The sequence below is a fragment of the Curtobacterium sp. MCBA15_004 genome (assembly GCF_001865055.2).
Classification (GTDB): Bacteria; Actinomycetota; Actinomycetes; order Actinomycetales; family Microbacteriaceae; genus Curtobacterium.
Window position 1 is genome coordinate 2197746 of the sequence record NZ_CP126266.1, and the last position, 25208, is coordinate 2222953.

Genomic DNA, 25208 nt, shown 5'->3' on the forward strand with positions numbered 1-25208 from the left:
CGCGGTGCCGGTCGGTACCGCGCCTCCCGTCCGTCCGGAGGTCGCGTCCGGCGACTGCGCGCCGACGGGCCGAGTCCGGGAACACGAGACGCCCCCGCTCCCGGGGGCGTCTCGTGTGTGCGCTCGGCCGATCAGTACAGGGCGCTCGCCAGACGCCGGCGTGCGGCGACGACCCGGGGGTCGTCGACCCCGACGAGCTCGAAGTACTCGACGAGCCGGAGTCGGAGGGCCTCGCGCTCGGCCCCGAACACCGTCGGCACCAGGTCGAGCAGGCGTCCGAAGGCGTCCTCGACGTGTCCGCCGCTGATGTCCAGGTCGGCGACCGCGAGCTGCGCCTCGACGTCCTGCGGTCCGGCGGCGGCTGCGCTCCGGACCTCGTCGGCCGACCGGCCCGCGAGACGGTCGAGCAGCGACACCTGCGCGAGGCCAGCCACGGCCATCTGGTCGTTCGGGTCCTGCGCGATCGCGGTCTTGTACTCCTGGACCGCCGCGGCGTAGTCACCACGCTCGATGGCGTCGTACGCGGCCTGGTGGTGCGGGGGCAGCGGCTCCGGCTCGGCGTCGCCCTGCGGCTCGGCTCCGCCCTCGACGGCGGACTGGCCGTCCACGCGCACGCGGCCCGTGACACCGTTCTGCTCGGCCGCCGCGACGACCTGCTCGAAGACGTCGCGCACCTGGGCCTCGGGCAGCGCGCCGACGAAGAGCCCGAGCGGACGGCCACCGATGACGGCGGCCACGGTCGGGATCGACTGCGCCTGGAAGGCCTGGACGAGCTGCGGGTTCGTGTCGGCGTCGACCTTGGCGAGCACGATGCGACCGTCGTACTCGGCCGTCAGCTGCTCGAGGACCGGGGAGAGCTGCTTGCACGGCCCGCACCACTCGGCCCAGATGTCGACGATGACCGGGACGACCGTGGAGAGTTCCACGATGTCCTGGAAGGTCTGGTCGGTGACGTCGAGGACGAGCGACGGGACCGTCGGCGTGCCCTGGTCGGAGTCGCTGCCCGGAGCCGACGGCGCGACGGGCTGCCCGGCGCCCGCGGGCGGCCTGCCCGGGGCGTTCTGGGCCGGGCGCTGCGCACGCTCGACGAGGGACGACAGGTCGACGGCTCCGCGGAGACCGGACGGGGTCGGGGGGACGTTGGTCATTGCACCTCACTCGCGGCGGTCAGGCCCTGCGTGAAGCCGAGCAGCACCACCTTGTCATCACTGCCCACGGGGGGCACGGAGAAGAGCAGCTGCACGCTGTAGGTCGCGCTGATGCCCTTCGTGCTGGAGTTCACACCGGACAGGGCCTGGACGGCGCCCTGGGTGTTCACCTCGGCGCCGGCGGCCGTCGGCGTGACCTTCTCGATCTCGTCGAGGTCGGCGGACACGAGCGCACCGGCTCCGTCGGTCGCGATCGCGATCGCGCTGTCGTCGGGGACCTCGGACGAGTACTCGATCTTCGCGGTGTCCGGCAGCCCTTCGGCCTTCTTGTCCTTGTACGCCTTGCCGATGGTCGAGCGCAGGCCGTCGCCCTCCGACTCGAACAGCGACGCGGAGTCGCTCTCGGAGTCCTTGGCGAGGACGTCCCCGTAGGCCTTCGCGATCTCGTCCGGCGCGATGCGGAGCAGCTTGGTGTCGCCGGCGAGCCGGGCGGCCCCGACCGACGTCGGCGCGAGGCTCGGGATCTGCGCCGCGGCCTCGAGCGACACGTCGTAGGCGACCTTGTAGTCGTCCCGCGCGCTCGCCTGCACGAGCGTGAGCGCCTGCGGGGCCGTCTTCGCCTGGCAGTCCTCGGCCACGACGGTGAAGACCGTGCGGGGCCACGTGTCGGTCTGCTGGGGCAGGGCGACGCAGACCTCCTTCGCGGAGATCGCCGGGGGCGCCTCGGCCTTGTCGTCCTTGGCGCGGATCGCGTAGTTCGCCTTGCGGAGGTCGAGCGCCGCACCCGTGAACCGCGACTCGAGCATGCTCGCGTCCTTCGCGGCGTCGGCCTTCGCGGCGACGTCGGCCACACGCTCGACGATGCGGGAGATCTGCTGCTTCGACGCCGCGGTCGGGGCTGCCGCGGTCGCCGCCGTCGCCGAGGCGCTCGGGGTCGGCGTCGCCGCGCCACCGCCCTGCGGCCAGTAGTCCGACGAACAGCCGGCGAGGCCGAGCGCACCGACGAGCACGATCGGGACGACCAGGAACGGACGGCGTCCGCGTCGAGTCGGCCTCGGCACCTGTGCACCGGCGGCAGCGGCACGGCGCGAGGCGCGCACGCGCGGCGGACGGGACCCACCGCTCCGACGACGCGGACCGCGGCCGCGGCGCTGGTGCAGGAACGCCCAGACGAGCAGGGCGAGCCCGCCGACCAGGAACAGGCCGCCGCCCACCAGGAGCGGTCCGACCGACGGCGTCGCGGTGTCCCGCGGCCAGGTCACGGACACGTCGGTGGGTGCCGCCGAGGACCCGTCGCCCAGGATCACGACGGAGACGTCGGACGGGAGCCGGACGGTGAACTGCCCGGCGCCCTGCCACTCCTGGTACCAGAGGTCGCTGCCGGACGGGTCCGGGACGGAGCGGGCGCTGCCGGTGGTCTTGCCGACGAGCCGGTCCTGCTCGGCGTCGAACCGCAGCGTGGTGTGCTTCGCGTCGCCGATCCAGGCCTGGACGTCGCTCGTCCGGCCGTACGCGGCGAACACGTCGCCGGAGCCGGAGACGTTGATGCGCTGGTACCCGGGGTTCGCGTTGAGCGTGGACCCCGGGATCACCGTCACCGGGACCTCGGCCTTGCTGGTCGACTGCGCGACGAGCGACGCGGGTGGCGCGAAGACGGTGCGTTGGCCGACAGCGAGCCCGACGAGCAGCAGACCGATGACGAAACTGACGATCGCCAGGACGAATCGCACGGATCTTCTCCCTACCGCGCCGGGGTGGGGGATGTCGGCGCGCGAATCAGCGCCTCAGGATAGCGAGGCACGCTGGAAGTCGCATCCCCGTGGGGTCGTGACGGCGGCACGAGGCCCTGTGGAGGACTCAGGGTGGGTCGCCGGACCGCCGCTAGGATCGTCGCGGGCCAAGGGCTGGCCCTCCGCCGACCCCCAGGAGCGACACGTGGCGAACGACGAGGCCGAGTTCGGATCCGAGCTGCGCGGGTACCGCCGCGACGACGTCGACCGGGCCCTCAACGAGCTGCGTCGCGAGCTCATCAAGTCGAACAACGACCGGGCCGAGGCCGCCAAGGAGATCCGGCTGCTGCAGACCCGGGTCTCCGACCTGCAGAGCGAGCTGGACGAGGCGGGCACGCCGACGTACAGCGGACTCGGCACCCGGCTCGAGTCCACCCTCCGCGTCGCCGAGGAGCAGTCGACCCGCCTGATCAGCCAGGCGGACATCGACGCGCAGCGACTCCGTGCAGCGAGTCGCGCCGAGTCCGACCGTCTGCTGCGCGAGGCGCGCCAGGAGGCCTCCGAGACCCTGGAGGACGCCCGCAGCCGCGCCACCGACGAGCTGAGCCGCGCCCGCGCCGAGTCGGCCGACACCATCGAGCGCGCCCGCGCCGAGGCCGGACTGCTGACCCAGGACGCCCGAAACGAGGCAGCAGCCGTCCGCGGTGCCGCCGTGACCGAGGCGGCCGAGGTCCGCTCCGTCGCGATCCGTGAGACGAACGCCCTGCGGGCACGCGTCGAGCACGAGGTCGCCGAGCTCCGCGAGGCAGCGCAGCAGGACGCCGCCGACGCACGGACCGCCGCCGCCGCGCTCGACCGCGAGACCGAGCACCGCCGCAGCGTGTTCGAGGCCGAGCACACCCGCCGCACCGAGGACCTCGACCGCGAGGAGACCGATCGCCGCGCCGCACTCGAGCGCGAGGTCACCGAGGGCCGCGCCGCGTGGCAGCGTGAGCGCGACGAGCAGCAGCGCGAGCACGCCCTGGCGCTCGAGACCGGCCGCGCCGAGCTCGAGTCAGAGATCGCCCGTCGCCGCGCCGAGCTCGACGCCGAGGTCGGCGACCGTCGCCGAGTCCTCGACGAGGAACTCGCGGCCGCCCGGGCCGAGTGGGAGCGCGAGCTCGCCGGTGCCCGGACCGCGCTGGAGCAGGAGCTCGCAGCCGCCCGCGCACAGCTCCGCGTCGACGAGGAGCAGACCGCGGCCGAGAACGCCCGGCGTGTCCAGGAGACCACGGAGCGCATCGAGCGCGAGCTCGCGCAGCACGCCGAACGGATCGAGCGGGAGCGCGCCGAGGCCGACGCCGCGACCGAGCGGGCCGCCCGCGAACACGCCGACGAGCTCGCAGCCCGCCGGGAGCGCGAGCACACCGAGGTCGACGTCGAGATCGCCGAGCGCCGTCGCGCCGAACTCGCCGACCTCGAAGCCGAGCGCGCGGCACTCCAGCAGGAGGTCGACACGATGCGCGCCGTCCTCGCGAAGGAACGGGACGAGGTGCGTGCCGAGATCGCCCGCGAGCGCGAGGACGCCGCGACTGCGCTCGAGACGGAGATCGCCGCCCGACGCGACGACGCCGAGCAGGACTACCTGCAGAAGCACCGCGAGACGGTCGCCGAGACGCAGAAGTACCTCGACGAGGCCAACCTGCAGCTGTCCGAGGCCACCCGCCGCGCCGCCGAGGCGCGGGAGCGTGCGGAGCGCCTGCAGCAGGAGGCCGACGACCTCGAGCGCAGCAGCACCGCCGAGGCGCAGGAGCACGCCCGCACGATCATCAGCGACGCGCAGGCACGGGTGCACCGCATGGTGGCCGACGCCGAGGAGCGCACCGCCGCGATCGTCGCGGAGTCCGAGGATCGGCTCGCCGCGATCCGCACCGAACGCGACGCCGTGGCGGGCTACCTCGAGAACCTGCGTGGCGTGCTGACCCACGCGACCGGGCTCATGGCCGCGGTCGACCAGGACGACACCGGCGGCGCAGCCACCGACGACGACCACGACCACGACCACGACCACGACCACGACGCGGACGGTCGCTGACGCGCCACTGACGGACGCCGCTGCGCGGTGACCGGCCTGGAGGCGCACCACGCGCCTCCAGGCCGGCCCGCGTCCCGACGTGGTCCGCGGAGTCGTCGGGCAGCTGCCGTCGTCAGGCAGGTGCGGACGTCAGCGGGCGATGTCGTCGTCGACGTGCGTCGGCAGCGGCGCGCTGCCCGGCACGACGAGGTCGGCGACGGCGTCGAGCACCGTCCGCACGTACCGCTCCCCCACCCACAGGTGCTTCGCGCCCGCCACGGGGACCACGCGGACGTTCGGTGCGACGGCGAACCGGCGCACCGCCTCGTCCGGCTGCAGGAAGTCGTCGTGCTCGGGGACGAGGGCGACCACCGGGACGTCGACGGAGGCCCACCGGGCCAGCTCCGCGTCGGTGGTGCGGTGCAGCGGCGGCGAGAGCAGGACCACTCCGGCGACGTTCCCGGCCGCGACGTGTTCGAGCCCGTGCTTGAGCGCGACCTCGGTGCCGAACGACCACCCGACGAGCCACGGCGTCGGCAGCCCCCGGGCGACGACCTCGTGCACGGCCGCGCGGAGGTCGAAGCCCTCGGACTCCCCCTCGCCGAACGTGCCCTCGGAGGTGCCGCGGGGCGACGTCACGGACCGGAAGTTGAACCGGAGCACCGCGATGTCGGCGAGCTCGGGCAACCGGGCGGCGGCCTTCTTGAGCACGTGCGAGTCCATGAACCCCTGCGCGGTCGGCAGCGGGTGCAGGGTCACGAGCGTCCCACGGGCGGGTCGTCCGAGGGGCTCCGCGAGTTCCCCGACGAGGGTGAGGTGGTCGTCCGTGACGAGCTCGACGTCGGTGCGCTGCGCCGGCAGTTCCGTCCCGGACCGGATCTCGGTGCTCATGCGATGCTCCAGCAGTGGTTGTGCCAGTGACGGCGTGACGCCAGGTCGGCTTCGTCGCCGAGGACGCCGTCGGCACGCCAGACGACGACGTGGGCGGTCCCGGGCAGGACGGTGCCGCCGCACCCGGGGCAGACGTACTCCTTCTGGGCGGAGGCAGCCGAGACGGGCTGGACGGTGAAGGTCCGACCGCGCCGGACCTCGGTCCGCTTCCACCCGGACATCAGGCGGTCGAGGCCGACCTCGTCCTCAGGCTCGGGAACCGCACCGCGGGGACGCCGCGGTCGGTTGCTGCGCGGCACCCCCGGGACCGATCAGTACCAGTTGAGCCGCTGGCTGTGACCCCACGCGTTGCACGGGGTGCCGTAGACACCGGAGATGTAGTTGAGGCCCCAGGTGATCTGCGTTGCGGGGTTCGTCTGCCAGTCAGCACCGGCCGACGCCATCTTGCTGCCGGGGAGCGCCTGCGGGATGCCGTACGCACCGCTCGGGTTGTACGCGTTGACGCGCCAGCCCGACTCCTTGTTCCAGAGCGAGACGAGGCAGCTGTACTGGTCGGAGCCCCAACCACGGGCGGCGACGAGCTGCTGCGCGATGGCCTGCGCGCTGCCCGGGTTCGGCGTCGCCGCTGCGGGTGCGACGGCGTTCGACGGGGTGATCTTCTGCTTCGCCGCCGCGGCGCTGTCGGTCGCGTCGTCGGTCTCCTCGACCGGCGGGGCCGCGACCTTCGGGGCCGGCACGGTGACGCCGTACTCGTCGCGCGACACGTCGAACGCGGCGTACGTACCGTGCGTCGAGTACTGCTGGGGAGCGACCGGCGCCTTGACGAGCACGGGCGCGGTGACCGCGGCCTGGGCGACGTCGGGCTGCATCGGGTTGAAGAGCGAGCCGCCGACGAACCCGAAGACCGCGAAGAAGGACAGCGCCGGGATCGTCGCGCGGGACCGCATGAACGACCCGACCGATCGCTTCGGCGCGGTCCGTGCCACGGTCACCCGAGCGGACGGGGTGGCTCGACGCTGGGCGACGACGCGGTGGTCGACGACCGTACGCGGGACGGAGCCGGTGGTCGCGGTGCGCTCCTTGCGAGCGGGTGCGCTCTCGGGTGCCGCCGGGATCGAGGCCGTCACGGCCTGCGGTGCCGTGTGGATGACCGCGTGCTCCGAGGTGCGGAGTCGGTCACGTGCCGCGCGGCGCTCACCGACGACCGGACGGTCGAGGTGGTCGCGGGTGCCGCGGTCTTCGCTGAGGTCTGCCGTGTGCCTGCCCATGAGTCCGTCCAGGATAACGGAATGGTCACGCGATGAGAAGCACCGCCTGCCAGCGCGTCGTCAGCGGACGGCGAGCATGACCTCGACGACGGCGTCGAGCAGTGCGTCGACCTGCGCTTCGCGGTAGCCGCCGTGCTTCGGGCGGAACACGACCGAGCGGACCTCGGTGAGGCTCAGCGGCTTGCCGTCGCGGAAGTACCCGGCCAGGCGCTGCGCGAACGCGTCGACGTCCTTCGGGTGGTAGCCGGTGCCGAGCGGGCTCGTGCGGGCGAACCGCTGTCGGTCCGGACGTTCGAGCCGGGCCACCACGTCCGAGGCCTTGGTGCGGGCTTCGGCGTACCACGCCTTCTTGCCGACGTCGGCGATCTCACGCTCGCGCTCCCGGGCGGCGAAGGCGTCCTCGAGGCGTTCGAGGGCGGCGTCGACGTGGGCCGTCGAGTACCCGCCCTTCTTCATCGAGAAGGCCGTCGCGCGGATCTTCGCTGCCTCGATGCCGGGAGCGGTGTCGGCGGCGGTGTACGCGCGTCGGGCGTCCTCGAGGAACCGGTCGACCTCGTCGACGTCGTACCCGAGGGCTTTCCGGTCTGCGGTGGGGAAGGTGGTGGCCACGGGCGACATTCTGCCAGCACTCGACCATGGGGCTGGCTGGACGCGCCTCACGCCACCCTGTCAGTGCACGACGGCGACGCGACCACGGGGAGCGCGTGCGCGCGCGACCGAAGCCCTGCGGCAGCTCGTCAGTGCACGACGACGAGGAACAGCCCGTACGCGACCGCGGCCGACGGCAGGATGCTGTCGATCCGGTCGAGGAGTCCCCCGTGCCCGGGCAGGAAGGACGAGATGTCCTTGATCCCGAGGTCCCGCTTGATCATCGACTCGGTGAGGTCCCCCAGCGTCGCCGACCCCGAGATGAGGACGCCGAGGACGATGCCGGTCCACCACGGCAGACCGAGCATGAGCCAGACGACCAGGATGCCCATGACCATGCTCGCCGCGACGGACCCCGCGAAGCCCTCCCAGGTCTTCTTCGGGCTGATCCGCGGTGCCATCGGGTGCTTGCCGAGGTTGAGCCCGGTCGCGTAGGCACCGGTGTCGACGGCCACGACGACGAGGATGAAGGCGATGACCCAGAGCTCGCCGCGGGGCTGCGCCGAGAGCAGGACGATGCAGGCGCCGAGCACCGTGATGTACGCCTGGACGAACAGCCCGTTCGTCAGGTCCCGCGCGACGTGCCCGGCCGGGGGCTTCTCGCGTTCGACCGCGACCTCGACGAGCCGCCACACCACGATGAGCAGGATGCCGCCGAGCACCGCGAACAGCGCCGCGACCTGACCGCCGAGGAACGCGGCCGGCACCATGCCGACCGCCGCCACGACGCTCGGGATGCGCGGGACGTCCCGGCCGGCGAAGCGCATCGCACTCGCGAGTTCGTACACGGCGACGCCGAGCAGGAAGGCCGCGACGACCATGAACGACGGCTTCCACAGCAGGAGCGACCCGAGCATGACGACCGCGAACGCCAGGGCGATGGCGATCGCGGCCGGCAGGTTCCGCCCGGTCCGCGCCGTGAGTGCCTCGTTGCGCGCACCGAACTCAGCCTTGCGCTGCCGGAGCTGCGCTTCGAAGTCGGCGCGCGCCGCGCGGGCACGGGCGTCGAAGTCCTGACGGAGCCCCTTCTTCGCGGACGGGCGCGGTTGCGTGGGGCGGTCGCCGCCCGGGTCGGGGAGACGCATCAGACCTCGAGGAGTTCGGCTTCCTTCTTCTTCAGCGCGTCGTCGATCTGGTCGACGTGCTTCTTCGTGAGCGACTCGAGGTCCTTGTCGCCGCGGGCGATCTCGTCGTCGGAGATCTCACCCTTCAGCGCGTCGAGGTCATCCTTGGCACGACGACGGATGTTGCGGATGACGACCTTGTGGTCCTCGCCCTTGCCGCGCACGAGCTTCACGAACTCCTTGCGACGGTCCTGGGTGAGCTCCGGGATCGTCACGCGGACGATCTCGCCGTCGTTCGTCGGGCTCGCGCCGAGGTTCGGGAACGTCGCGATCGCGCGCTCGATCTCCTTCAGCGCCGACTTGTCGTACGGCGTGACGATGAGCGTGCGGGCCTCGGGCGTCTGCAGCGACGCCAGCTGCGCGAGCGGCGTCGGCGTGCCGTAGTAGTCGACCGGGATCTTCTGGAAGAGGGCGGCGTTGATGCGTCCGGTACGGACGGTCGCGAAGTCGTCCTTGGCGACGTCGACGGCCTTCGCCATCTTCTCGGTGGCTTCGGTCAGGACATCACTGATCACGGTGGTTCTCCTTCGGTACTGCTGTCGAGTCTAGTCAGCGGCCGGGGTCAGTTGCTGACCACCGTGCCGATCCGCTCCCCGCGGATCGCCGCCGCGACGTTGCCGGCGCCCTCCATGCCGAACACGTGCATCGGCATGCCGTTGTCCATGCAGAGCGAGAAGGCCGTGGCGTCGACGACCTTCAGCCCCTGCAGCAGGGCGTCCTGGTAGGTCACGTGGTCGAGCTTCTCGGCGCTCGTGTCCTTCTTCGGGTCGGCGGTGTAGACCCCGTCGACGCCGTTCTTCGCGACGAGCACCTCGTGCGCGTCGATCTCGAGCGCGCGCTGTGCGGCCACGGTGTCGGTCGAGAAGTACGGCAGGCCCGCGCCGGCACCGAAGATGACGATGCGGCCCTTCTCGAGGTGCCGCTCGGCGCGCCGCGGGATGTAGGGCTCCGCGACCTGGGTCATGCTGATCGCGGACTGCACGCGCGTGGCGGCCCCGGCCTGCTCGAGGAAGTCCTGCAACGCGAGGGCGTTCATCACGGTCCCGAGCATGCCCATGTAGTCGGCACGCCCGCGGTCCATCCCGCGCTGCGACAGCTCGGCACCGCGGAAGAAGTTCCCACCGCCGACCACGATCGCGACCTCGACGTCCTGGGCGGCCGCGGCGATCTCCTTCGCGATGGTGCCGATCACGTCCGGGTTCACCCCGAGCGACCCGGCTCCGAAGGCCTCCCCCGACAGCTTCAGCAGGACCCGGCGGCGTCCGGTCTTCTCGTTCGTCATGTGGCGCACCCTTCGTCGAATGTCTCGTGGGAATCTACCCGGCCGCAGCCGGTCCGGCGGAGGCGGGTCGCGCCTCCAGGCCGGGTGCGCGCCCCTCGGCGCGCGAAAACGGGGCCAGGAACCGGTTCTCGGTTCCTGACCCCGTCACGGGTTCGTTACGCGCCGACCTTGACGCGGGCGAAGCCCTGGATGGTGATACCGGCGTTCTCGGCGGCCTTCGCGACGGACAGCTTGTTGTCCTTCGCGTAGTCCTGCTCGAGCAGCGCGACCTGCTTGCGGTAGGCGTTGAGGCGACCCTCGACGATCTTCGGGAGGGCGGCCTCCGGCTTGCCCTCCTCGCGCGTGATCGCCTCGACGGTCGCGCGCTCCTTCTCGATCGCCTCGGCCGGGATCTCGTCGCGGGTGAGGTACGTCGGGTTCGCGAACGCGACGTGCTGCGCGATCGAGCGGGCCTCGGCGGCGTCGGAGCCCGAGTAGGCGATGACGACGGCGATCTGCGGCGGCAGGTCCTGGCTGGTCTTGTGCAGGTAGACCTCGAAGGCGTCGCCCTCGACACGGGTGACCGTGCGGAGCGCGAGCTTCTCGCCCAGTGCGGCGGCGGCCTCGTCGATCGCCTCGGCGACCGTCTTGCCGTCGAGCGGCGCGGCGTTGCCGGCCTCGACGTCGGACGCGCCGGCGGCGGCGACCGCGGCGACGACCTTGTCGGCGAGGGTGGTGAACTTCTCGTTCTTCGCGACGAAGTCGGTCTCGCTGGCGAGCTCGACAACGGTGGCGGCGCCACCCTCGGTCGACGCCACGACGACGCCCTCGGAGGTCGCACGGTCGTCGCGCTTGGCGACGGCCTTCGCGCCCTTGATGCGGAGGAGCTCGACGGCCTTGTCGTAGTCGCCGTCGGCCTCGACGAGCGCGTTCTTGGCGTCCATCATGCCGGCCCCGAGGTCCTCACGGAGCTTCTTCACGTCAGCAAGGCTGTAGTTGGCCATTGGCTGGAGTCCTTTCTGGACTGGAGTTGTGGAGAGAGAAGGAGGGGGCGCCGAGCCGACCGGCCCGGCGCCCCCGGATGTCACTCGGCGGGGGTGGCTTCGGCGTTCTTGTCGGCCTCGGCGATCGGCTCGCCGATCTCCTTCGCGGCGACCTGCGCGTCGGCGTCGTTCTCCTCGACCGGGGTCTCGGCGACCGGCGCGGCGTCGGCTGCCGGAGCGGCCTGCTCGCCACCGAGGAGCTCCTGCTCCCACTCGGCGAGGGGCTCGGCCTCTTCCTCGTCGCCACCGTTGTGGCGGGTCTTCAGGCCCTCGGCCGCGGCGTCGGCGACGATGCGGGTGAGGAGGCCGACGGAGCGGATCGCGTCGTCGTTGCCCGGGATCGGGTACGTGATCTCGTCGGGGTCGCAGTTGGTGTCGAGGATGCCGATGACCGGGATCCCGAGCTTCTGCGCCTCGTCGACGGCAAGGTGCTCCTTCTTGGTGTCGACGATCCAGAGCGCGCTCGGGGTCCGCGTGAGGTTGCGGATACCACCGAGGGTCTTGTGGAGCTTGTCCAGCTCGCGCTTCTTGATGAGGAGCTCCTTCTTGGTGAAGCCCTTCGTCGTGTCGTCGAAGTCGATCTCCTCGAGCTCCTTCATGCGCGCGAGGCGCTTGGAGACCGTCTGGAAGTTCGTGAGCAGACCGCCGAGCCAACGCTGGTTGACGTACGGCTGGCCGACGCGGGTCGCCTGCTCGGCGATGGAGCCCTGGGCCTGCTTCTTGGTGCCCACGAAGAGGATCGTGCCACCGTGCGCGACCGTCTCCTTGACGAAGTCGTACGCGCGGTCGATGAAGGCCAGCGACTGCTGCAGGTCGATGATGTGGATGCCCGAGCGCTCGGCGAGGATGAAGCGCTTCACCTTCGGGTTCCACCGACGGGTCTGGTGTCCGAAGTGGACGCCGCTGTCGAGCAGCTGGCGGATGGTGACGACGGCCATGCCGTCCCTCCTTGTTCTCGGCGCACGGCTGTTGGGCCGTGAGCACGGTTGCGGTTGTTGTCGGTCCCGACCGGTGGTCGGGGCCCCTGGCGCCCTGTCCGCACGGCCGCCCGCTCGTGGGAGCGGGACCGGTGGCCGGTGGACGTGCCGTTGGATGAGCACAGTGGACGCGCGAAGTCAGCGCGCTGAGCGCGCTGCGGGAGTCATGTTAACAGACGGGAGGCCCGGATCACGCACGCCGATCGGCGTGGGTGATCCGGGCCTCCCGTCCGGCGACCGGCGTGGGTCAGGCCTTGGCGTCGACCGTGTCGCCCTCGGCCGTGATGCCCATCTCCTCGAGCGAGCGACCCTTCGTCTCCGGGATCTTGGCGATCACGAAGAACAGGGACACGAGCGCGAAGAGCGCGTAGATGCCGTAGGTCACCGTCAGGTTGAAGCCGGAGAGCACCGGGAACGTGATCGTGACCACGAAGTTGGCGATCCAGTTCGCGGCCGAGCCGACGCCGAGCGCCGTCGCACGGATGCGGTTCGGGAACATCTCGCCGAGCAGGACCCACATGAGCGGGCCCCAGGTCGCACCGAACGACACGACGAACAGGTTCGCGAAGACGAGGGCGATGATGCCCCACGCGCCGGGCAGCTGCGGTGCACCGTCGACGATCGCGGCCTGCGAGAACGCGACCGCGACCATCGTGAGCGAGACGAACATGCCCGCGGAACCGGCGACGAGCAGCGGCTTGCGGCCGAGCTTGTCGACGCTGAAGATCGCGATGAAGGTGACGGCGACGTTGACGATCGAGGTGATCGTCGAGATGAGGAACGAGTCCTCCTCCTTGAACCCGACGGCCTGCCAGAGCGTCGTCGAGTAGTAGAAGATCACGTTGATGCCGACGAACTGCTGCAGGACGGCGAGGATGATGCCGACCCAGACGATCGGCTGCAGGCCGAAGCGGTTGCCCCGGATGGAGCCCTTCTTCTCCTTGGCCTCCTTCTCGATGCCGTCCTGGATCTCCTCGAGGCTCGTGTTCACCGTGTCGCGCGGGACGATCTTGCCCATCACGTCACGGGCGTCCTCCTTGCGGCCCTTGGCGAGCAGGAAGCGCGGGGACTCCGGCAGCGTGATCGCCAGGACGCCGTAGACGACCGACGGGACGACGCCGACGAGGAACATCCAGCGCCACGCGGCGAGACCGAGCACCTGCTCCGACGCGCCACCGGCGGTGACGGCGAACAGCTGGTCGGACAGCAGCGCGGCGAAGATGCCGAGCGTGATCGCGAGCTGCTGGAACGATGCCAGGCGGCCGCGGATGGCCTTCGGGGAGACCTCGGAGATGTAGGCCGGCGCGATGACCGAGGCGGTGCCGATGCCGAGACCGCCGACGAGGCGCCAGACCACGAGGTCCCACGTCGCGAACGCGAAGGCGCTGCCGATCGAGGACACGAAGAAGAGCACGGCGGCCCAGAACATGACGCGCGTGCGACCCCAGCGGTCGGCGAGGCGACCGGCGAAGTAGGCGCCGAAGGCACAGCCGATCAGGGCCGAGGCGACGGCGAAGCCGCTCGCGGCCTCGGTCAGGCCGAACTCGCCCTTGATCGCGTCGACGGCTCCGTTGATGACGGAGGAGTCGAATCCGAAGAGGAAGCCGCCGACAGCCGCCGCGATGGCGAACAGGGTGACCTTCCCCTTGAACGCACGGTCCTCGCCGTGCTGGGTGGACGTGTTCGACACGATGCTCCAGGTTCTTGCCGCCGTGCTGGGTGGCGCACGGTGCCCCGGCGGTCGGCAGGTTCGCCGTCCGAGCGGCGTTGCGTGGTTCCGGAGCGACCCAGACTGTACCCCCACAGCGGGCCCGGGGCACAACCGGCCGCGCGGGTCGATCGGGTGCGCGTGTCCGGTCCTCCCCAAGCTGGGAGGCGCGGCTCGCCCTCCACAGGTCGGCTCGCGTCGGTGCGGGGTGATGCACGCCGCTGCGACGCTCGGGGCATGCGTTCGTCAGGTCCCGTCGCACCGGTCCTCGGACTGGTCCTCGCGCTGGTCGCAGTGGTCCCTGCACCGGTCCCTGTCGCGGTCTCGGTCCCGACCCCGGACCCGGTCCCGACCCCGGTCTCGGTCTCGGTCTCGGTCTCGCTCCTCGTCCCGGCCTCGGTCCCGGAGCCGGCCGCGGGTCGGGTCGTCGGTGACGCCGGGACCCGGTCGGAGGCGCCCTGGGTGTGGCCGACGGGCGGCCGGGTCGTCGAGCGCGGGTGGGAGGCCCCCGCAGACGAGTACGCCGCGGGCCACCGGGGCATCGACGTCGACGCGGCGGTCGGGACGCAGACGGTCGCGGTCGCCGACGGGGTGGTCTCGTTCGCCGGACAGGTGGCCGGCCGAGGGGTCGTGTCGATCGACCACGGCGACGGGCTGGTGTCGACGCTCGACTCGGTCGCCCCGCTCGTCGCCGTCGGCGAGGTGGTCCGTCGGGGCGCCCCGATCGGCACGGTCGCGGTGGGGCACTGCTCAGCCGAGGCGTCGTGCGTGCACCTCGGGGCACGGGTGGACGGTCGGTACATCGACCCGACGCCCTACCTGCCGGCGGCGGCGTGGCCGGTGCTCCTGCCGGAGTCCGCGTGGCCGGGATGAGTCGGAGACGCGGGTCGGGCTGTGCCGCTCAGGCTCGCTGGTGTGTTCGCCAGGCTGGCTGGTGCGCCGTTCGTCAGACTCGCTGGCCCGCCGTTCGTCAGGCTCGCGGGTGCGCCGTGCGGTAGACCTCCCGCAGACGCGCTGACGACACGTGCGTGTAGATCTGCGTGGTACCGAGGCTCGCGTGCCCGAGCAGTTCCTGCACCGCCCGCAGGTCCGCTCCCCCGTCGAGCAGGTGCGTCGCCGCCGTGTGCCGGAAGGTGTGCGGTCCGCTCGGACCGTCCCCGGGCAGGTCGGCGAGGATCCGCGCGACGGTCCGGTGGACGCTCCGGACGCCGAGCCGTCCACCCCGGTCGCCGAGGAACAGTGCGTCGCCGGCGTTCTCGGACCGCGCGGCCAGGACGGGACGACCCCGGGCGGTCCACGCCTCGAGGGCGTCGTTCGCGGGCACCCCGAAGGGCACCACCCGCTCGCGACCGCCCTTGCCGAGCACCCGGACCGTCAGGCGGCTCCGGTCCACGGCACCGAGGTCGAGGCCGACCAGTTCGCTCACGCGGATCGCCGTCGCGTAGAGCAACTCGACGACCGCGAGGTCACGGAGCGCCCCGGGGTCGTCCGATGCCGCACGGACCGCAAGGCCGTCGAGGAGCCGCCGCACCTGGTCGGAGCCCACCACCCGTGGGAGGTGCGCCGCGCGCTTCGGGGCGCGGAGCCGCACACCGGCGTCGGTCGGCACCACGCCCGACTCGCTGGCCCAGCGGGTGAAGGCGCGCACCGACGAGGACCGCCGTGAGAGGGTCGACCGGGCCAGACCGCGCTGGTCGGCCTCCCACAGCCAGTCCCGCAGGAGCTCGAGTGTCACGTCCGAGGTCTGCCGTGCCCCGCGCTCGTGGGCGAAGGCGACGAGCTGGTCGAGGTCGTTCGCGTAGGCGCGGACCGTCTGCTCGCTGAGACCGCGGGCGTTCCGGACGTGCTCCAGGAACACCTCCACCGCGGCCACGAGCCGCCCGTCCGCCGTCCCGGTCACGTGCCCAGCGTAGGTCGCGCGGCCCGGTCACGCCCGCACCCACCCGGACGCGGTGTGCGTGGCGAGCCCCTGCAGTTCGGCGAGCGCGAGGGCGTCCGCGACCTCGGACGGCGACATGCCGCTCCGCACCACCACCTCGTGCTCCGGCAGGGGGCGCCGCGCGAGTGCATCGAGGACCCGGAGGACCTCGGCGTCGAGCCGCGCACCGACGAGCGGTGCTGCCCGACCGTCCCCGTCCACACCGTCGCCGGACGGTCGCCCGCGCGGCCCCGGCGTGTGCACCGCCCCTCCGCCGACGGCCCCGCCGCCCACCGCCGGCTCGACCACCGCCCGCACCGGGTCCTCCGGGCGGACCACGAGCTGTGCCCGCCCGTCGGCCACGAGCCGGTGGCAGCCGACCGACGCGGACGACGAGAACGCCCCCGGCACGGCGAACACCGGCCGTCCGAGCTGCCCGGCGTGGTGCGCGGTGTTCAACGCACCCGACCGTGCACCGGCCTCGACCACGACCGTCGCGTCGCCGAGGGCGGCGATGAGCCGGTTCCGCGCCAGGAACCGCCAGCGCGTCGGTCGCGTCCCCGGCGGCGACTCCGCGAGCACGGCGCCCTGCCTGCTGACGTTCCGCAACAGGTCGGCGTTGCCGGCGGGGTAGAGCTGGTCGATGCCGCCCGCGAGCACCGCGGTGGTGGGTGCACCGGCGGCGATCGACACCCGGTGGGCGACGGCGTCGATGCCGTACGCGCCACCGCTCACGACCGAGCAGCCGGCGTCGGCGGCGAGGGAGGTGATCTCCGCCGCGGCCTCGGCCCCCGCCACGGTGTTCGCCCGCGACCCGACGACGGACAGCGACGGTCGGACGACCTCCGGGCGACCGCGGGCCCAGAGCACGACCGGGGCGTGCACGTCGAGGTCGTCGACGCGCTCCGGCCACCCCGGACAGCCGGGCACCAGCAGCCGGGCGCCGACGGCGGCAGCGGCCGCGAGCGCGGCGGTCGGGTCGAGCACGGCGACCCGGGGCGCCCAGCGCTCGACCGCGGACGCCAGGGCATCGGCGTAGGCGACGGGGTCCTCCGACCCGGGGACCTGCGCGTCCAGCGCGAGCGCGAGCAGGTCGTCGGAGCCGTCCGACCCGTTCCCCGGACCCGCCTCGCAGCGGGCGCGCAGCGCGAGCAGCGAACGACCGGCACCGACGCCGGCGACGAGGCCCCCGGCGAGCCCGTCGCCCGGCTCGACGAGCGTCGACCACGCCACACGCGCCGCCGCCTCGGCGGGGTCGACCTGGTCGAGCCCGCCGTCGAGCACGGCCCCGGCGAGGTCCAGCAGACCGCCCGCCCCGTTCACAGGGCGCTCCGGAGCGCCAGGGCCTGGCCGACGTGCACGTCCGACGGGCGCTCAGCGCCCTGCAGGTCGGTGAGCGTCCACGCGAGCCGCATCGTCCGGTCCCACCCGCGCATCGTCAGGGTCCCGAGGTCGAGCGCCCGGTCGAGCACGGCGGTCGCCCCGGGTTCCGAGTGGCCGGGCTGCCGCAACCACCCTCCGGACACCTCGGCGTTGCGCGACCACCCGGTCCCCCGCAGCCGCTCGGCCATCACCGCGCGCGCCCGTTCGACGTCCGCGCGTGCCCGGGCCGTGGTCGGCGTCGAGCCGTCCCCGCTCCGGATCGTCGCCGTGGTCACGCGGGGCACCCGGACGCGGATGTCCATCCGGTCGAGCAGCGGCCCGGACATCCGCCCGAGGTAGCGCCGCACGGCCGCCGGTGAGCACTCGCACGGCAGGGTCCCCTGGCCCGCGTTGCCGCACGGGCAGGGGTTCGCCGCGAGCAGCACCTGGCACCGCGCGGGGAACTCCGCGGCGCCGACCGCTCGGTGCACGGTGACCGTGCCCGACTCGAGGGGCTGCCGCAGCGCGTCGAGCACCGCCCGCGGGAACTCAGGCGCCTCGTCCAGGAAGAGCACGCCACGGGTCGCCCGGGACACCGCCCCCGGTCGGACGGTGCCGCTCCCCCCGCCGATGAGCGACACCGCCGAGGCGGAGTGGTGCGGTGCCTCCCACGGCGGACGGGTGGTCCACGACGCCGCTCCGTGACCGGCGACGGAGCGGACGGCGGCGACCTCGAGCGCCGCCTCGTCGTCGAGGTCCGGCAGGATCCCGTGCAGGCGCTCCGCGAGCATCGTCTTGCCGGCTCCCGGTGGTCCGAGCAGCAGCGCGTGGTGGCCACCCGCGGCAGCGGCCACCACGGCGCGGACGCCGGTCGGGTTGCCGACGACGTCCGCCAGTTCGGCGACCGGCAGCTGCTCGGTGGTGACGCTCGGGCTCGGGACGGGATCCACCTCGACGCTCGGCAGCGCGGCCCCCGCCGCGATCGCGGCCGCGCGGAGCGAGTCGACCCCGTGCACCGCGACGCCGCGCACGAACCGGGCCTCGTCGAGGTTCCCCGTCGGCAGGACGACCCGTTCGGCACCCGACTCCCGCGCCGCGAGCAACATCGGCACGACCCCGGGGACGGGCCGCAGCCGACCGTCGAGGCCGAGCTCGCCGATGTAGACGATCCGTTCGTGCACGTCCGGCGCGACACCGGCCCCGGCGAGCACCGCCATCGCGATGGCCAGGTCGAACCCGGACCCGCGCTTCGGGATCGCCGCCGGGGTCAGGTTCACCGTGATCCGCCGCGCCGGCAGCGGCGCCCCGGCGTTCGCCGCGGCCGCCCGCACCCGTTCGCGTGCCTCGCCGAGGGACGTGTCCGGCAGCCCGATGATGCTGAACCCGGGGAGCTGGCTCGTGAGGTGGGCCTCGACCTCGATGCGGCGACCGCTCACCCCGAGCAGCGCGACGGCCGAGGCGCGCCCGATCCCGGTCACAGCAGACCCGCCACGTGCTCGATCCCGTGCCGTGGACCGTCCACGTGCACCGCCACGGCGTCGATGCGGACGGCCGGCGCGGAGACCTCCGGGTGCGCCGCCGACCAGCGCCCGACGAGCTGCCGGAGCCGCGCCGTCTTGGCCGGGGTGATCGCCTCGAACGGGTGCCCCGTCGACGTCCCGGCCCGCGTCTTCACCTCGACGAAGACGAGGGTGTCGCCGTGCCAGGCCACCACGTCGACCTCACCCGTGCGGCACCGCCAGTTGCGGTCGACCACCCGGAAGCCGTTCGCCTCCATCCACTCCACTGCGAGCCGCTCGCCCGTCGCTCCGAGCGCACCGCGGCGTCCTGTCGATCCGTCCATGTCGCCACCTCCTGCCGGAAGGATGACGCCGTCGGGCGGAGTCGCGGGACACCCGGAATGCCCTGTGGACAGTGCCGACAATTCTCGGGCTTGTGGAGGCATGACGAAGCCCCGGGCGACCGATGGTCACCCGGGGCTCACACGCGCTCGCGACTAGTGCGCGGCTGCGTACGCTTCCTGCACCTGGGTCGAGATACGACCGCGGCTCGACACCTCGTACCCGTTCTCCTTCGCCCATTCCCGGATCTTCGCGAGCTCCTCGGAATTGCCACGCTTGGGAGCGGACTTCGGCGTCGACGCGCCACCGGAACGACGACCGGAGACCTTGCGGGCCGCCGCGACGTAGTCGGAGATCGCCTCGCGGAACTTGTCGACGTTGTCGTCGGAGAGGTCGATCTCGTAGTGCGAACCGTCGAACGAGAACTCGACCGTGCGGCCTTGTCCGTCGGTGATGGGCGAATCGTCGAGATCGTCGACGAGCTGGACGGTGACCTTCTGTGCCATTGTCTGCTCCTGGTTGCGGGGACGGGTGTCCACGTCAGGTTAGCGGGAATGTCACCGGAATGCGCAGACCACTCCGCCGGATGACGCAGAAAGAATGCACGGGGAAAACGACGATCACTCGTCGAGCGCGAGTTCCTTCGGCAGCTCGAGTTCCCGCGAGGTGAGTTCCTCGACGTTCACGTCCTTGAACGTCAACACCCGGACGGACTTCACGAAACGGTCGGAACGGTAGACGTCCCACACCCAGACGTCGCTCATCGACAGTTCGAAGTAGAAGTCGTGCTCGGTGTCACGGCGGACGAGGTCGACCTCGTTCGCCAGGTAGAAACGCCGCTCGGTCTCGACCACGTAGCGGAACTGCGACACGACGTCGCGGTACTCCCGGTACAGGGCCAGTTCGACCTCACGGTCGTAGTCGTCGAATTCGTCGTCATCCATCGCGCACCCATTCTACGGCGACACGGACGCGTGCGTCGCGCCCGGACCTCCGGCGACACGGACGCGTGCGTCGCGCCCGGTCCCGCGGCGACACGGACGCGTGCGTCGCACCCGGACCTCCCGCGACACGGACCCGTGCGTCGCACCCGGTCCCCCGGCGACACGGACGCGCGCGTCGGCCCCGGTCAGCGACCGACCGCGTCGAGTTCCTCGAACCCGTCGAGCGCCACCGCCGACGCCTGGTGGAGCCAGCTGGTCCGGTGGAGCGCGTGCACCCCGACGGCACGGATGCCGTCGTAGTGCGCAGCCGACCCGTAGCCCTTGTTCGACGCCCACGCGTAGTGCGGAGCATCCGCGTGCGCGGCGGTCATCAGCGCGTCCCGCTCGACCTTCGCGACGACGGACGCCGCGGCGACGGAGGCGCAGTCCCGGTCGGCCTTGACCCGGACGACGACGTCGAGCGGCCGGCCGGCGGTGAGCGACGGCGGCACCGCACGCGTCAGCCAGTCGAACGACCCGTCCAGCACCACCACGGCTCCGTCGAGGGACAGCCCGTCGGCGACGAGGTCGGCGATCGCCGCCGCACCGGCCTGTCCGAGCGCGGGCACGATGCCCTGCCGGTCCACGACCTCCGCCGGTGCCATCCCGACCGCCGTGCGCGCCCAGCGACGGACGACGGGCACCAGCTCGGTGCGACGTGCGGCGCTGAGCAGCTTCGAGTCGGCGAGCCCCTGCGGGACGCGCCCGACGTCGAGCGTCACGGCGGCGACCCCGACGGCGACCGGCCCGGCGATCGCCCCGCGGCCGACCTCGTCCATGCCGAGCACCGTGACGCGGCCTTCCCCGAGCAGCCGCTTCTCGAACCGGAGCGACGGCCGGACGGCGGTCACCGGTCGCGCTCCTCCACGCCGGCGAAGACCTCGGGGTAGTCGTCCAGCCACGTCCAGCGGCTCGTCGGCCAGGAGATCACGAAGGCGCGCCCGGTGACGTCGGACAACGGCACGAAGCCCTTCGACGGGGTGTCGCCGTTGTAGCGGGAGTCCTTCGAGTCGAAGCGGTTGTCGCCCATGACCCAGATGGTGCCCTTCGGCACGGTGACCGAGAAGTCGGTGCCGGATGCGCGCGTCTCACCGAGCGGGAGCTTCAGGTACGGCTCCTTGATCGGGACGCCGTTCACGGACATCTGACCGAGGTCGTTGCAGCACGACACCTTGTCGCCGGGCAGCCCGATGACGCGCTTGATGAGGTGGTCGTCGCTGTCGCCGGTGCCGAGGCCCACCTGGGTCAGCAACCAGTCGATCGCCTTCGCGGGCTGCGTCGTCGGCGCGACACTCGGCACGTCGGCCCCGGCGAGCCAGCCGCCCGGGTCCTTGAACACGACGACGTCGCCGCGCTTCAGTGGTACGGCGTCCGGGACGAGCTCGTTGACGATCACCCGGTCGTTGATCTGGAGCGTGTTCTCCATCGACGCCGACGGGATGTAGAACGACCGGATCAGGAACGTCTTCACGAGGAACGACACCAGCAGCGCGGCGAGGAAGATGATGACGAGGTCACGGAGGAACGTCAGGACCCCGTTCGCCTTCTTGTCGGATCGCGGGCGGCGCCCCGGTTCCTGCGTCGTGTCCGTCATTCCTGCTCTCGTTCTCCGCGCTCACGTGGAGCGTTGCGACCGCGCCCGGACCGGACGCTCGACCACGCTCACCAGGAGCATGCGGTGCCCACCCCCGGGAACGGGTGCGGGAAAGGGTGAACCCCCCGCCGATGCACAACCGTACATGGACGAGGGGTTCGCAGCGTACCCGGCTCGCGGGCCTCACTGTGAAGGCGATCAGGCGTCGCGCTTCTCCTTGATCTTGCGGCGGGCTGCCTTGCCGCGGAGCTCGCGGAGGTAGTACAGCTTGGCGCGACGGACGTCACCGCGGGTGACGATCTCGATGTGGTCGATGATCGGCGAGTGCACCGGGAACCAGCGCTCGACGCCGACCTGGAAGCTGACCTTGCGGACCTTGAAGGTCTCGCCGATGCCGTGACCCTGACGGCCGATGACGACGCCCTGGAAGACCTGGATACGCGAACGCGTGCCTTCGACGATGTTGACGTGGACCTTGACGGTGTCCCCCGCGCGGAAGTCGGGGACGTCGGTACGCAGCGATGCTGCGTCGACGTTGTCGAGGAGCTGGCTCATGAGCGGTTCACTCTCTGCGGACGCACACGGGTCGCCGCGGATCGATGTTCGGAAAGATGGTGGTGTGCCCGGTGTCGGCGACTCCCCCGTGGCAGAGTCCAGCCAGGGCACAGCCACCCATCCTGCCACAGGTCCGGTGATCGCACCAACCAGGGCAGGATGGTGACCATGATCGAACTCCGCACCCCCGCCGAGCTGGACGGCCTGCGCGTGGCCGGCCGGTTCGTGGCCGACGTCCTCGACGAGCTGCTCACGACCGTCGACGTCGGCGTGAACCTGCTCGACCTCGACCGCGTCGCCGCGCGGATGATCGCCGAGCGGGGCGCCGTCAGCTGCTACGTCGACTACCACCCCTCGTTCGGCAACTCGCCGTTCGGCAAGAACCTGTGCACCTCGGTGAACGACGCCGCGCTGCACGGCCTCCCGCACGACCGCGTGCTCGTGGACGGGGACCTCGTGAGCCTCGACTTCGCCGCGAGCGTCGACGGCTGGGTCGCCGACTCCGCCGTCACCGTGCAGGTCGGCACGCCGCGCGACGAGGACCAGCGGCTCGTCGCGACCGTCGAGCAGGCCCTCGCGGCCGGCATCGACCAGTTCCGGCCGGGCAACAAGCTCGGCGACGTCTCGTACGCGATCGGCCGGGTCGCGAAGGACGCCGGCTTCGCCGTGAACACGCAGTTCGGCGGCCACGGCGTCGGTCGCACGATGCACGGCGACCCGCACGTCCCGAACGACGGGCGTCCCGGTCGCGGCCTGAAGCTCCGCCCGGGCCTCGTCGTCGCGGTCGAGCCCTGGCTCATGCAGGGCACCGACGAGCTCGTGCAGGACGCCGACGGCTGGACGCTCAGGAGCGTCGACGGCTCCCGGGCCGCGCACGTCGAGCACACCGTGGCCGTCACCGAGGCCGGACCGGAGGTCCTCACCCTCCGGCGCGCACAGCGCGACGCGTCGAGCTGACGCGAGGGACGCGACCGACGCGACCGAGGCGGGACACGACGGACGCGGCAGACGCGGCGGACGACGGACGCACCACACGACGGACGGGAGGCGCGGTGCCGGCCGGCACCGCGCCTCCCGTCCGTCGTGTCGCGGGGACCGCGCCCTACGCGTCGGGCAGCAGGTCGGGCCGGACGCGACGCGTCCGCTCCACCTGCTGCTCGTGCCGCCAGGCGGCGACGCGCGCGTGGTGTCCGCTGAGCAGGACGTCCGGGACCGCGAGGTCGCGCCAGACCGCCGGCTTCGTGTACGAGGGGTACTCGAGCAGGCCGTCCTCGTGGGACTCCTCGACGAGCGACTCCGGGTTGCCGACCACGCCGGGGACGAGTCGACCGACGGCCTCGATCATGGCCATGGCCGCGACCTCGCCGCCGTTCAGGACGTAGTCGCCGAGTGAGAGCTCGACCACGGTCGCCCGCGTCGACGCCCACTCGAACACCCGGGCGTCGATGCCCTCGTACCGCCCGCAGGCGAACACGAGGTGCTCGTGCTCGGCGAGCGACCGGGCGATCGACTGCCGGAAGGGCGTGCCGGCCGGCGTCGGGACCACGAGCGTGGAGGAGCCGTCCTCGCGGAGGACCGACCCGAGGGCCTCGGCCCAGGGCTCGGGCTTCATCACCATGCCGGCGCCGCCGCCGTACGGGGTGTCGTCGACGGTGCGGTGCCGGTCGGTCGTCCAGTGCCGCAGGTCGTGCACGTGCACGTCGAGCAGCTTCTCCTGGCGGGCCTTGCCGAGCAGGGAGACGTCGAGCACGGAGAAGAACTCCGGGAAGATCGTGACGATGTCGATGCGCACGCGGTGCCTACGAGACCGTCTCGGGACGGGACGTGTCCTCCGGGTCCTCGAACAGACCGGTGGGCGGGGTCACCGTGACGGTGCCTGCGGCGATGTCGACCGCCGGGACGATCGCTGCCACGAAGGGCACGAGCACCTCGCCGCGGTCGGGGGTGTCGATCGCCAGCAGGTCCTGCGCCGGCAGGTGGTCGACGCGTGCGACGGTGCCGACCTCGACGCTGTCCCGCAGCACGCGGAGTCCGACGAGCTGGTGGTCGTACCAGGCGTCGTCCTCACCGGTGTCGGAGTCGGCGTCCTGCTCGATCCAGAGGATCGCGCGGGCGAGCGTCTCGGCACCGGTCCGGTCCTCGACACCCTCGAAGAAGGCGACCGGGTGACCGTTGTACCAGCGGAGTTCGTCCAGCGTGAGGGTCTTGCCTGCCCACGGGGACTCCGCCGGGACCTGGAGCGTGAAGACCGCTCCGGGGGTGAACCGACGGTCCGGGTCGTCGGTGTAGAGCTCGAGCTTGATGCCGCCCTTGAGCCCGTGCGCCTTCGTGATCCGCCCCACCCGGAGCTGGGTCGTCTCGCTGGGAATGGTCGTCTCCCTAGGAATCGGAGTCGACCACGTCGACGCGCACCCGCTTGCCGTCGGCCAGCGCCGAGACGAGGGTGCGGAGCGCCTTCGCGGTGCGACCGGCACGACCGATCACGCGGCCGAGGTCCTCGGGGTGCACACGCACCTCGAGGACCTCGCCCCGCGCGGAGGTGGAGCTGGCGACGCGCACGTCGTCCGGGTGATCGACGATCCCCTTGACGAGGTGCGTCAGCGCGGATTCGAGCAAGGAATCAGGCCTCGGTCGTCTCGGCGGCGTCGTCGGCCGGAGCGGCGGCGGGTGCCGTCTTCTCCGACTTCGGCTTGAGGACGGCCTTCTTGGCGGTGTCCGCGACGAAGGCCTGCTTCGGCTCGGCGACCTTGACGGTGGACTCGGTGTTGCCCTCGCCCTTGAACTTGCCCCAGTCGCCGGTGAGCTTGAGGAGCGCCGCGACCTGCTCGGTCGGCTGTGCGCCGACGCCGAGCCAGTAGAGCGCACGCTCGGACTCGATCTTGATGACCGAGGGCTCCTCGGTCGGGTGGTACTGACCGATCTCCTCGATCACACGACCGTCGCGCTTGGTGCGCGAGTCGGCGACGACGATGCGGTAGTAGGGCGCACGGATCTTGCCGAGGCGCTTGAGACGGATCTTGACAGCCACAATTACTCCTGTTGCGTGATGTTGTGGTTGAACCGGAACCGCGGGCGTGGGGGCACGCGCGGTGGAAGCTCGAGGG

The 25208-nt window shown here is 72.1% G+C and carries 28 protein-coding genes; 3 read left to right on the forward strand and 25 right to left on the reverse strand.

Annotation, left to right across the window (positions count from 1 at the left end):
• Positions 1-131: 131 nt before the first annotated feature.
• Together QOL16_RS10230 and QOL16_RS10235 are read right to left on the reverse strand one after the other, a co-directional pair.
• The gene (locus QOL16_RS10230) at positions 132-1148 is read right to left on the reverse strand and encodes a tetratricopeptide repeat protein (RefSeq protein ID WP_071284042.1); all 1017 of its coding nucleotides are present in this window, start codon (positions 1146-1148) and stop codon (positions 132-134) included.
• Positions 1145-2878 carry a hypothetical protein gene (locus tag QOL16_RS10235; protein WP_071284044.1) on the reverse strand — a complete coding sequence of 578 codons (1734 nt, stop codon included), beginning with the start codon at positions 2876-2878 and terminating at the stop codon, positions 1145-1147. Before QOL16_RS10235 ends, QOL16_RS10230 begins: the two co-directional genes overlap by 4 nt.
• Before the next feature lie 205 nt (positions 2879-3083).
• On the opposite strand from QOL16_RS10235, the gene QOL16_RS10240 reads away from it, so the two are divergent.
• The gene (locus QOL16_RS10240; protein WP_071284047.1) at positions 3084-4952 is read left to right on the forward strand and encodes a hypothetical protein; all 1869 of its coding nucleotides are present in this window, start codon (positions 3084-3086) and stop codon (positions 4950-4952) included.
• Between the two features lie 129 nt (positions 4953-5081).
• Here QOL16_RS10240 and QOL16_RS10245 read toward each other — a convergent pair whose 3' ends face one another.
• The 10 genes from QOL16_RS10245 to QOL16_RS10290 form a co-directional block, all read right to left on the reverse strand.
• Entirely contained in the window at positions 5082-5822 is a 741-nt protein-coding gene (locus QOL16_RS10245) for an alpha/beta hydrolase (protein WP_071284051.1), read from the reverse strand.
• Entirely contained in the window at positions 5819-6121 is a 303-nt protein-coding gene (locus QOL16_RS10250; protein WP_071249163.1) for a hypothetical protein, read from the reverse strand. Before QOL16_RS10250 ends, QOL16_RS10245 begins: the two co-directional genes overlap by 4 nt.
• A gap of 12 nt (positions 6122-6133) precedes the next feature.
• Positions 6134-7090 (reverse strand): lytic transglycosylase domain-containing protein, encoded by a 957-nt coding sequence (locus QOL16_RS10255; RefSeq protein WP_254780225.1) that lies wholly within the window; start codon positions 7088-7090, stop codon positions 6134-6136.
• A gap of 60 nt (positions 7091-7150) precedes the next feature.
• Entirely contained in the window at positions 7151-7708 is a 558-nt protein-coding gene (locus QOL16_RS10260) for a DivIVA domain-containing protein (protein ID WP_065962019.1), read from the reverse strand.
• 119 nt (positions 7709-7827) lie between these two features.
• Positions 7828-8823: a phosphatidate cytidylyltransferase gene (locus tag QOL16_RS10265; protein ID WP_071284055.1), complete on the reverse strand. Its 996-nt coding sequence runs from the start codon at positions 8821-8823 to the stop codon at positions 7828-7830.
• Positions 8823-9377, reverse strand: a complete 555-nt coding sequence (gene frr, locus QOL16_RS10270) for a ribosome recycling factor (RefSeq protein ID WP_065962015.1) — start codon at positions 9375-9377, stop codon at positions 8823-8825. Before frr ends, QOL16_RS10265 begins: the two co-directional genes overlap by 1 nt.
• Positions 9378-9424: 47 nt before the next feature.
• Positions 9425-10144: a UMP kinase gene (pyrH, locus tag QOL16_RS10275; RefSeq protein ID WP_065962014.1), complete on the reverse strand. Its 720-nt coding sequence runs from the start codon at positions 10142-10144 to the stop codon at positions 9425-9427.
• A 155-nt stretch (positions 10145-10299) separates the two neighbouring features.
• Positions 10300-11127 carry a translation elongation factor Ts gene (gene tsf / locus QOL16_RS10280; protein WP_065962012.1) on the reverse strand — a complete coding sequence of 276 codons (828 nt, stop codon included), beginning with the start codon at positions 11125-11127 and terminating at the stop codon, positions 10300-10302.
• An 80-nt stretch (positions 11128-11207) separates the two neighbouring features.
• Positions 11208-12104: a 30S ribosomal protein S2 gene (rpsB, locus tag QOL16_RS10285; protein WP_065962010.1), complete on the reverse strand. Its 897-nt coding sequence runs from the start codon at positions 12102-12104 to the stop codon at positions 11208-11210.
• Positions 12105-12390: 286 nt separating this feature from the next.
• Positions 12391-13833 (reverse strand): sugar porter family MFS transporter, encoded by a 1443-nt coding sequence (locus QOL16_RS10290; RefSeq protein WP_065962008.1) that lies wholly within the window; start codon positions 13831-13833, stop codon positions 12391-12393.
• 255 nt (positions 13834-14088) lie between these two features.
• On the opposite strand from QOL16_RS10290, the gene QOL16_RS10295 reads away from it, so the two are divergent.
• Positions 14089-14724: a murein hydrolase activator EnvC gene (locus QOL16_RS10295; protein ID WP_175473075.1), complete on the forward strand. Its 636-nt coding sequence runs from the start codon at positions 14089-14091 to the stop codon at positions 14722-14724.
• A gap of 97 nt (positions 14725-14821) precedes the next feature.
• Here QOL16_RS10295 and QOL16_RS10300 read toward each other — a convergent pair whose 3' ends face one another.
• The 9 genes from QOL16_RS10300 to rplS form a co-directional block, all read right to left on the reverse strand.
• Positions 14822-15751, reverse strand: coding sequence for a tyrosine recombinase XerC (locus tag QOL16_RS10300; RefSeq protein ID WP_065962006.1), 930 nt, complete (start codon positions 15749-15751; stop codon positions 14822-14824).
• A gap of 27 nt (positions 15752-15778) precedes the next feature.
• Complete coding sequence (gene dprA, locus QOL16_RS10305) at positions 15779-17092, reverse strand: DNA-processing protein DprA (RefSeq protein ID WP_071284059.1); 1314 nt, start codon at positions 17090-17092, stop codon at positions 15779-15781.
• Positions 17089-18609, reverse strand: a complete 1521-nt coding sequence (locus tag QOL16_RS10310; RefSeq protein WP_083394990.1) for a YifB family Mg chelatase-like AAA ATPase — start codon at positions 18607-18609, stop codon at positions 17089-17091. Before QOL16_RS10310 ends, dprA begins: the two co-directional genes overlap by 4 nt.
• On the reverse strand, positions 18606-18974 hold the full coding sequence (locus QOL16_RS10315; RefSeq protein ID WP_065962003.1) for a YraN family protein: 369 nt from the start codon (positions 18972-18974) through the stop codon (positions 18606-18608). The genes QOL16_RS10310 and QOL16_RS10315 overlap by 4 nt, the downstream gene beginning before the upstream one ends.
• A gap of 153 nt (positions 18975-19127) precedes the next feature.
• The gene (locus QOL16_RS10320; RefSeq protein WP_065962001.1) at positions 19128-19478 is read right to left on the reverse strand and encodes an Lsr2 family protein; all 351 of its coding nucleotides are present in this window, start codon (positions 19476-19478) and stop codon (positions 19128-19130) included.
• Positions 19479-19592: 114 nt separating this feature from the next.
• The gene (locus tag QOL16_RS10325) at positions 19593-19916 is read right to left on the reverse strand and encodes a DUF2469 family protein (RefSeq protein ID WP_065962000.1); all 324 of its coding nucleotides are present in this window, start codon (positions 19914-19916) and stop codon (positions 19593-19595) included.
• A 185-nt stretch (positions 19917-20101) separates the two neighbouring features.
• Positions 20102-20806 (reverse strand): ribonuclease HII, encoded by a 705-nt coding sequence (locus QOL16_RS10330; protein WP_083394107.1) that lies wholly within the window; start codon positions 20804-20806, stop codon positions 20102-20104.
• A complete protein-coding gene (gene lepB, locus QOL16_RS10335; RefSeq protein ID WP_071284062.1) occupies positions 20803-21549 on the reverse strand; it encodes a signal peptidase I in 747 nt (248 codons plus the stop codon). Before lepB ends, QOL16_RS10330 begins: the two co-directional genes overlap by 4 nt.
• 198 nt (positions 21550-21747) lie before the next feature.
• Positions 21748-22104 carry a 50S ribosomal protein L19 gene (gene rplS, locus QOL16_RS10340; RefSeq protein WP_065961995.1) on the reverse strand — a complete coding sequence of 119 codons (357 nt, stop codon included), beginning with the start codon at positions 22102-22104 and terminating at the stop codon, positions 21748-21750.
• A gap of 168 nt (positions 22105-22272) precedes the next feature.
• On the opposite strand from rplS, the gene map reads away from it, so the two are divergent.
• Positions 22273-23061, forward strand: a complete 789-nt coding sequence (gene map, locus QOL16_RS10345; protein WP_065962033.1) for a type I methionyl aminopeptidase — start codon at positions 22273-22275, stop codon at positions 23059-23061.
• A 145-nt stretch (positions 23062-23206) separates the two neighbouring features.
• Here map and trmD read toward each other — a convergent pair whose 3' ends face one another.
• Genes trmD through rpsP form a run of 4 tightly spaced genes read right to left on the reverse strand, consistent with a single transcriptional unit; the run spans position 23207 to position 25132 of the window.
• Positions 23207-23896: a tRNA (guanosine(37)-N1)-methyltransferase TrmD gene (trmD, locus tag QOL16_RS10350; protein WP_071284065.1), complete on the reverse strand. Its 690-nt coding sequence runs from the start codon at positions 23894-23896 to the stop codon at positions 23207-23209.
• 7 nt (positions 23897-23903) lie between these two features.
• A complete protein-coding gene (gene rimM, locus QOL16_RS10355; protein ID WP_083394991.1) occupies positions 23904-24446 on the reverse strand; it encodes a ribosome maturation factor RimM in 543 nt (180 codons plus the stop codon).
• Positions 24447-24483: 37 nt separating this feature from the next.
• The gene (locus QOL16_RS10360; RefSeq protein ID WP_065961989.1) at positions 24484-24720 is read right to left on the reverse strand and encodes an RNA-binding protein; all 237 of its coding nucleotides are present in this window, start codon (positions 24718-24720) and stop codon (positions 24484-24486) included.
• A 4-nt stretch (positions 24721-24724) separates the two neighbouring features.
• Positions 24725-25132: a 30S ribosomal protein S16 gene (gene rpsP / locus QOL16_RS10365; RefSeq protein WP_065961987.1), complete on the reverse strand. Its 408-nt coding sequence runs from the start codon at positions 25130-25132 to the stop codon at positions 24725-24727.
• Positions 25133-25208 lie beyond the last annotated feature (76 nt).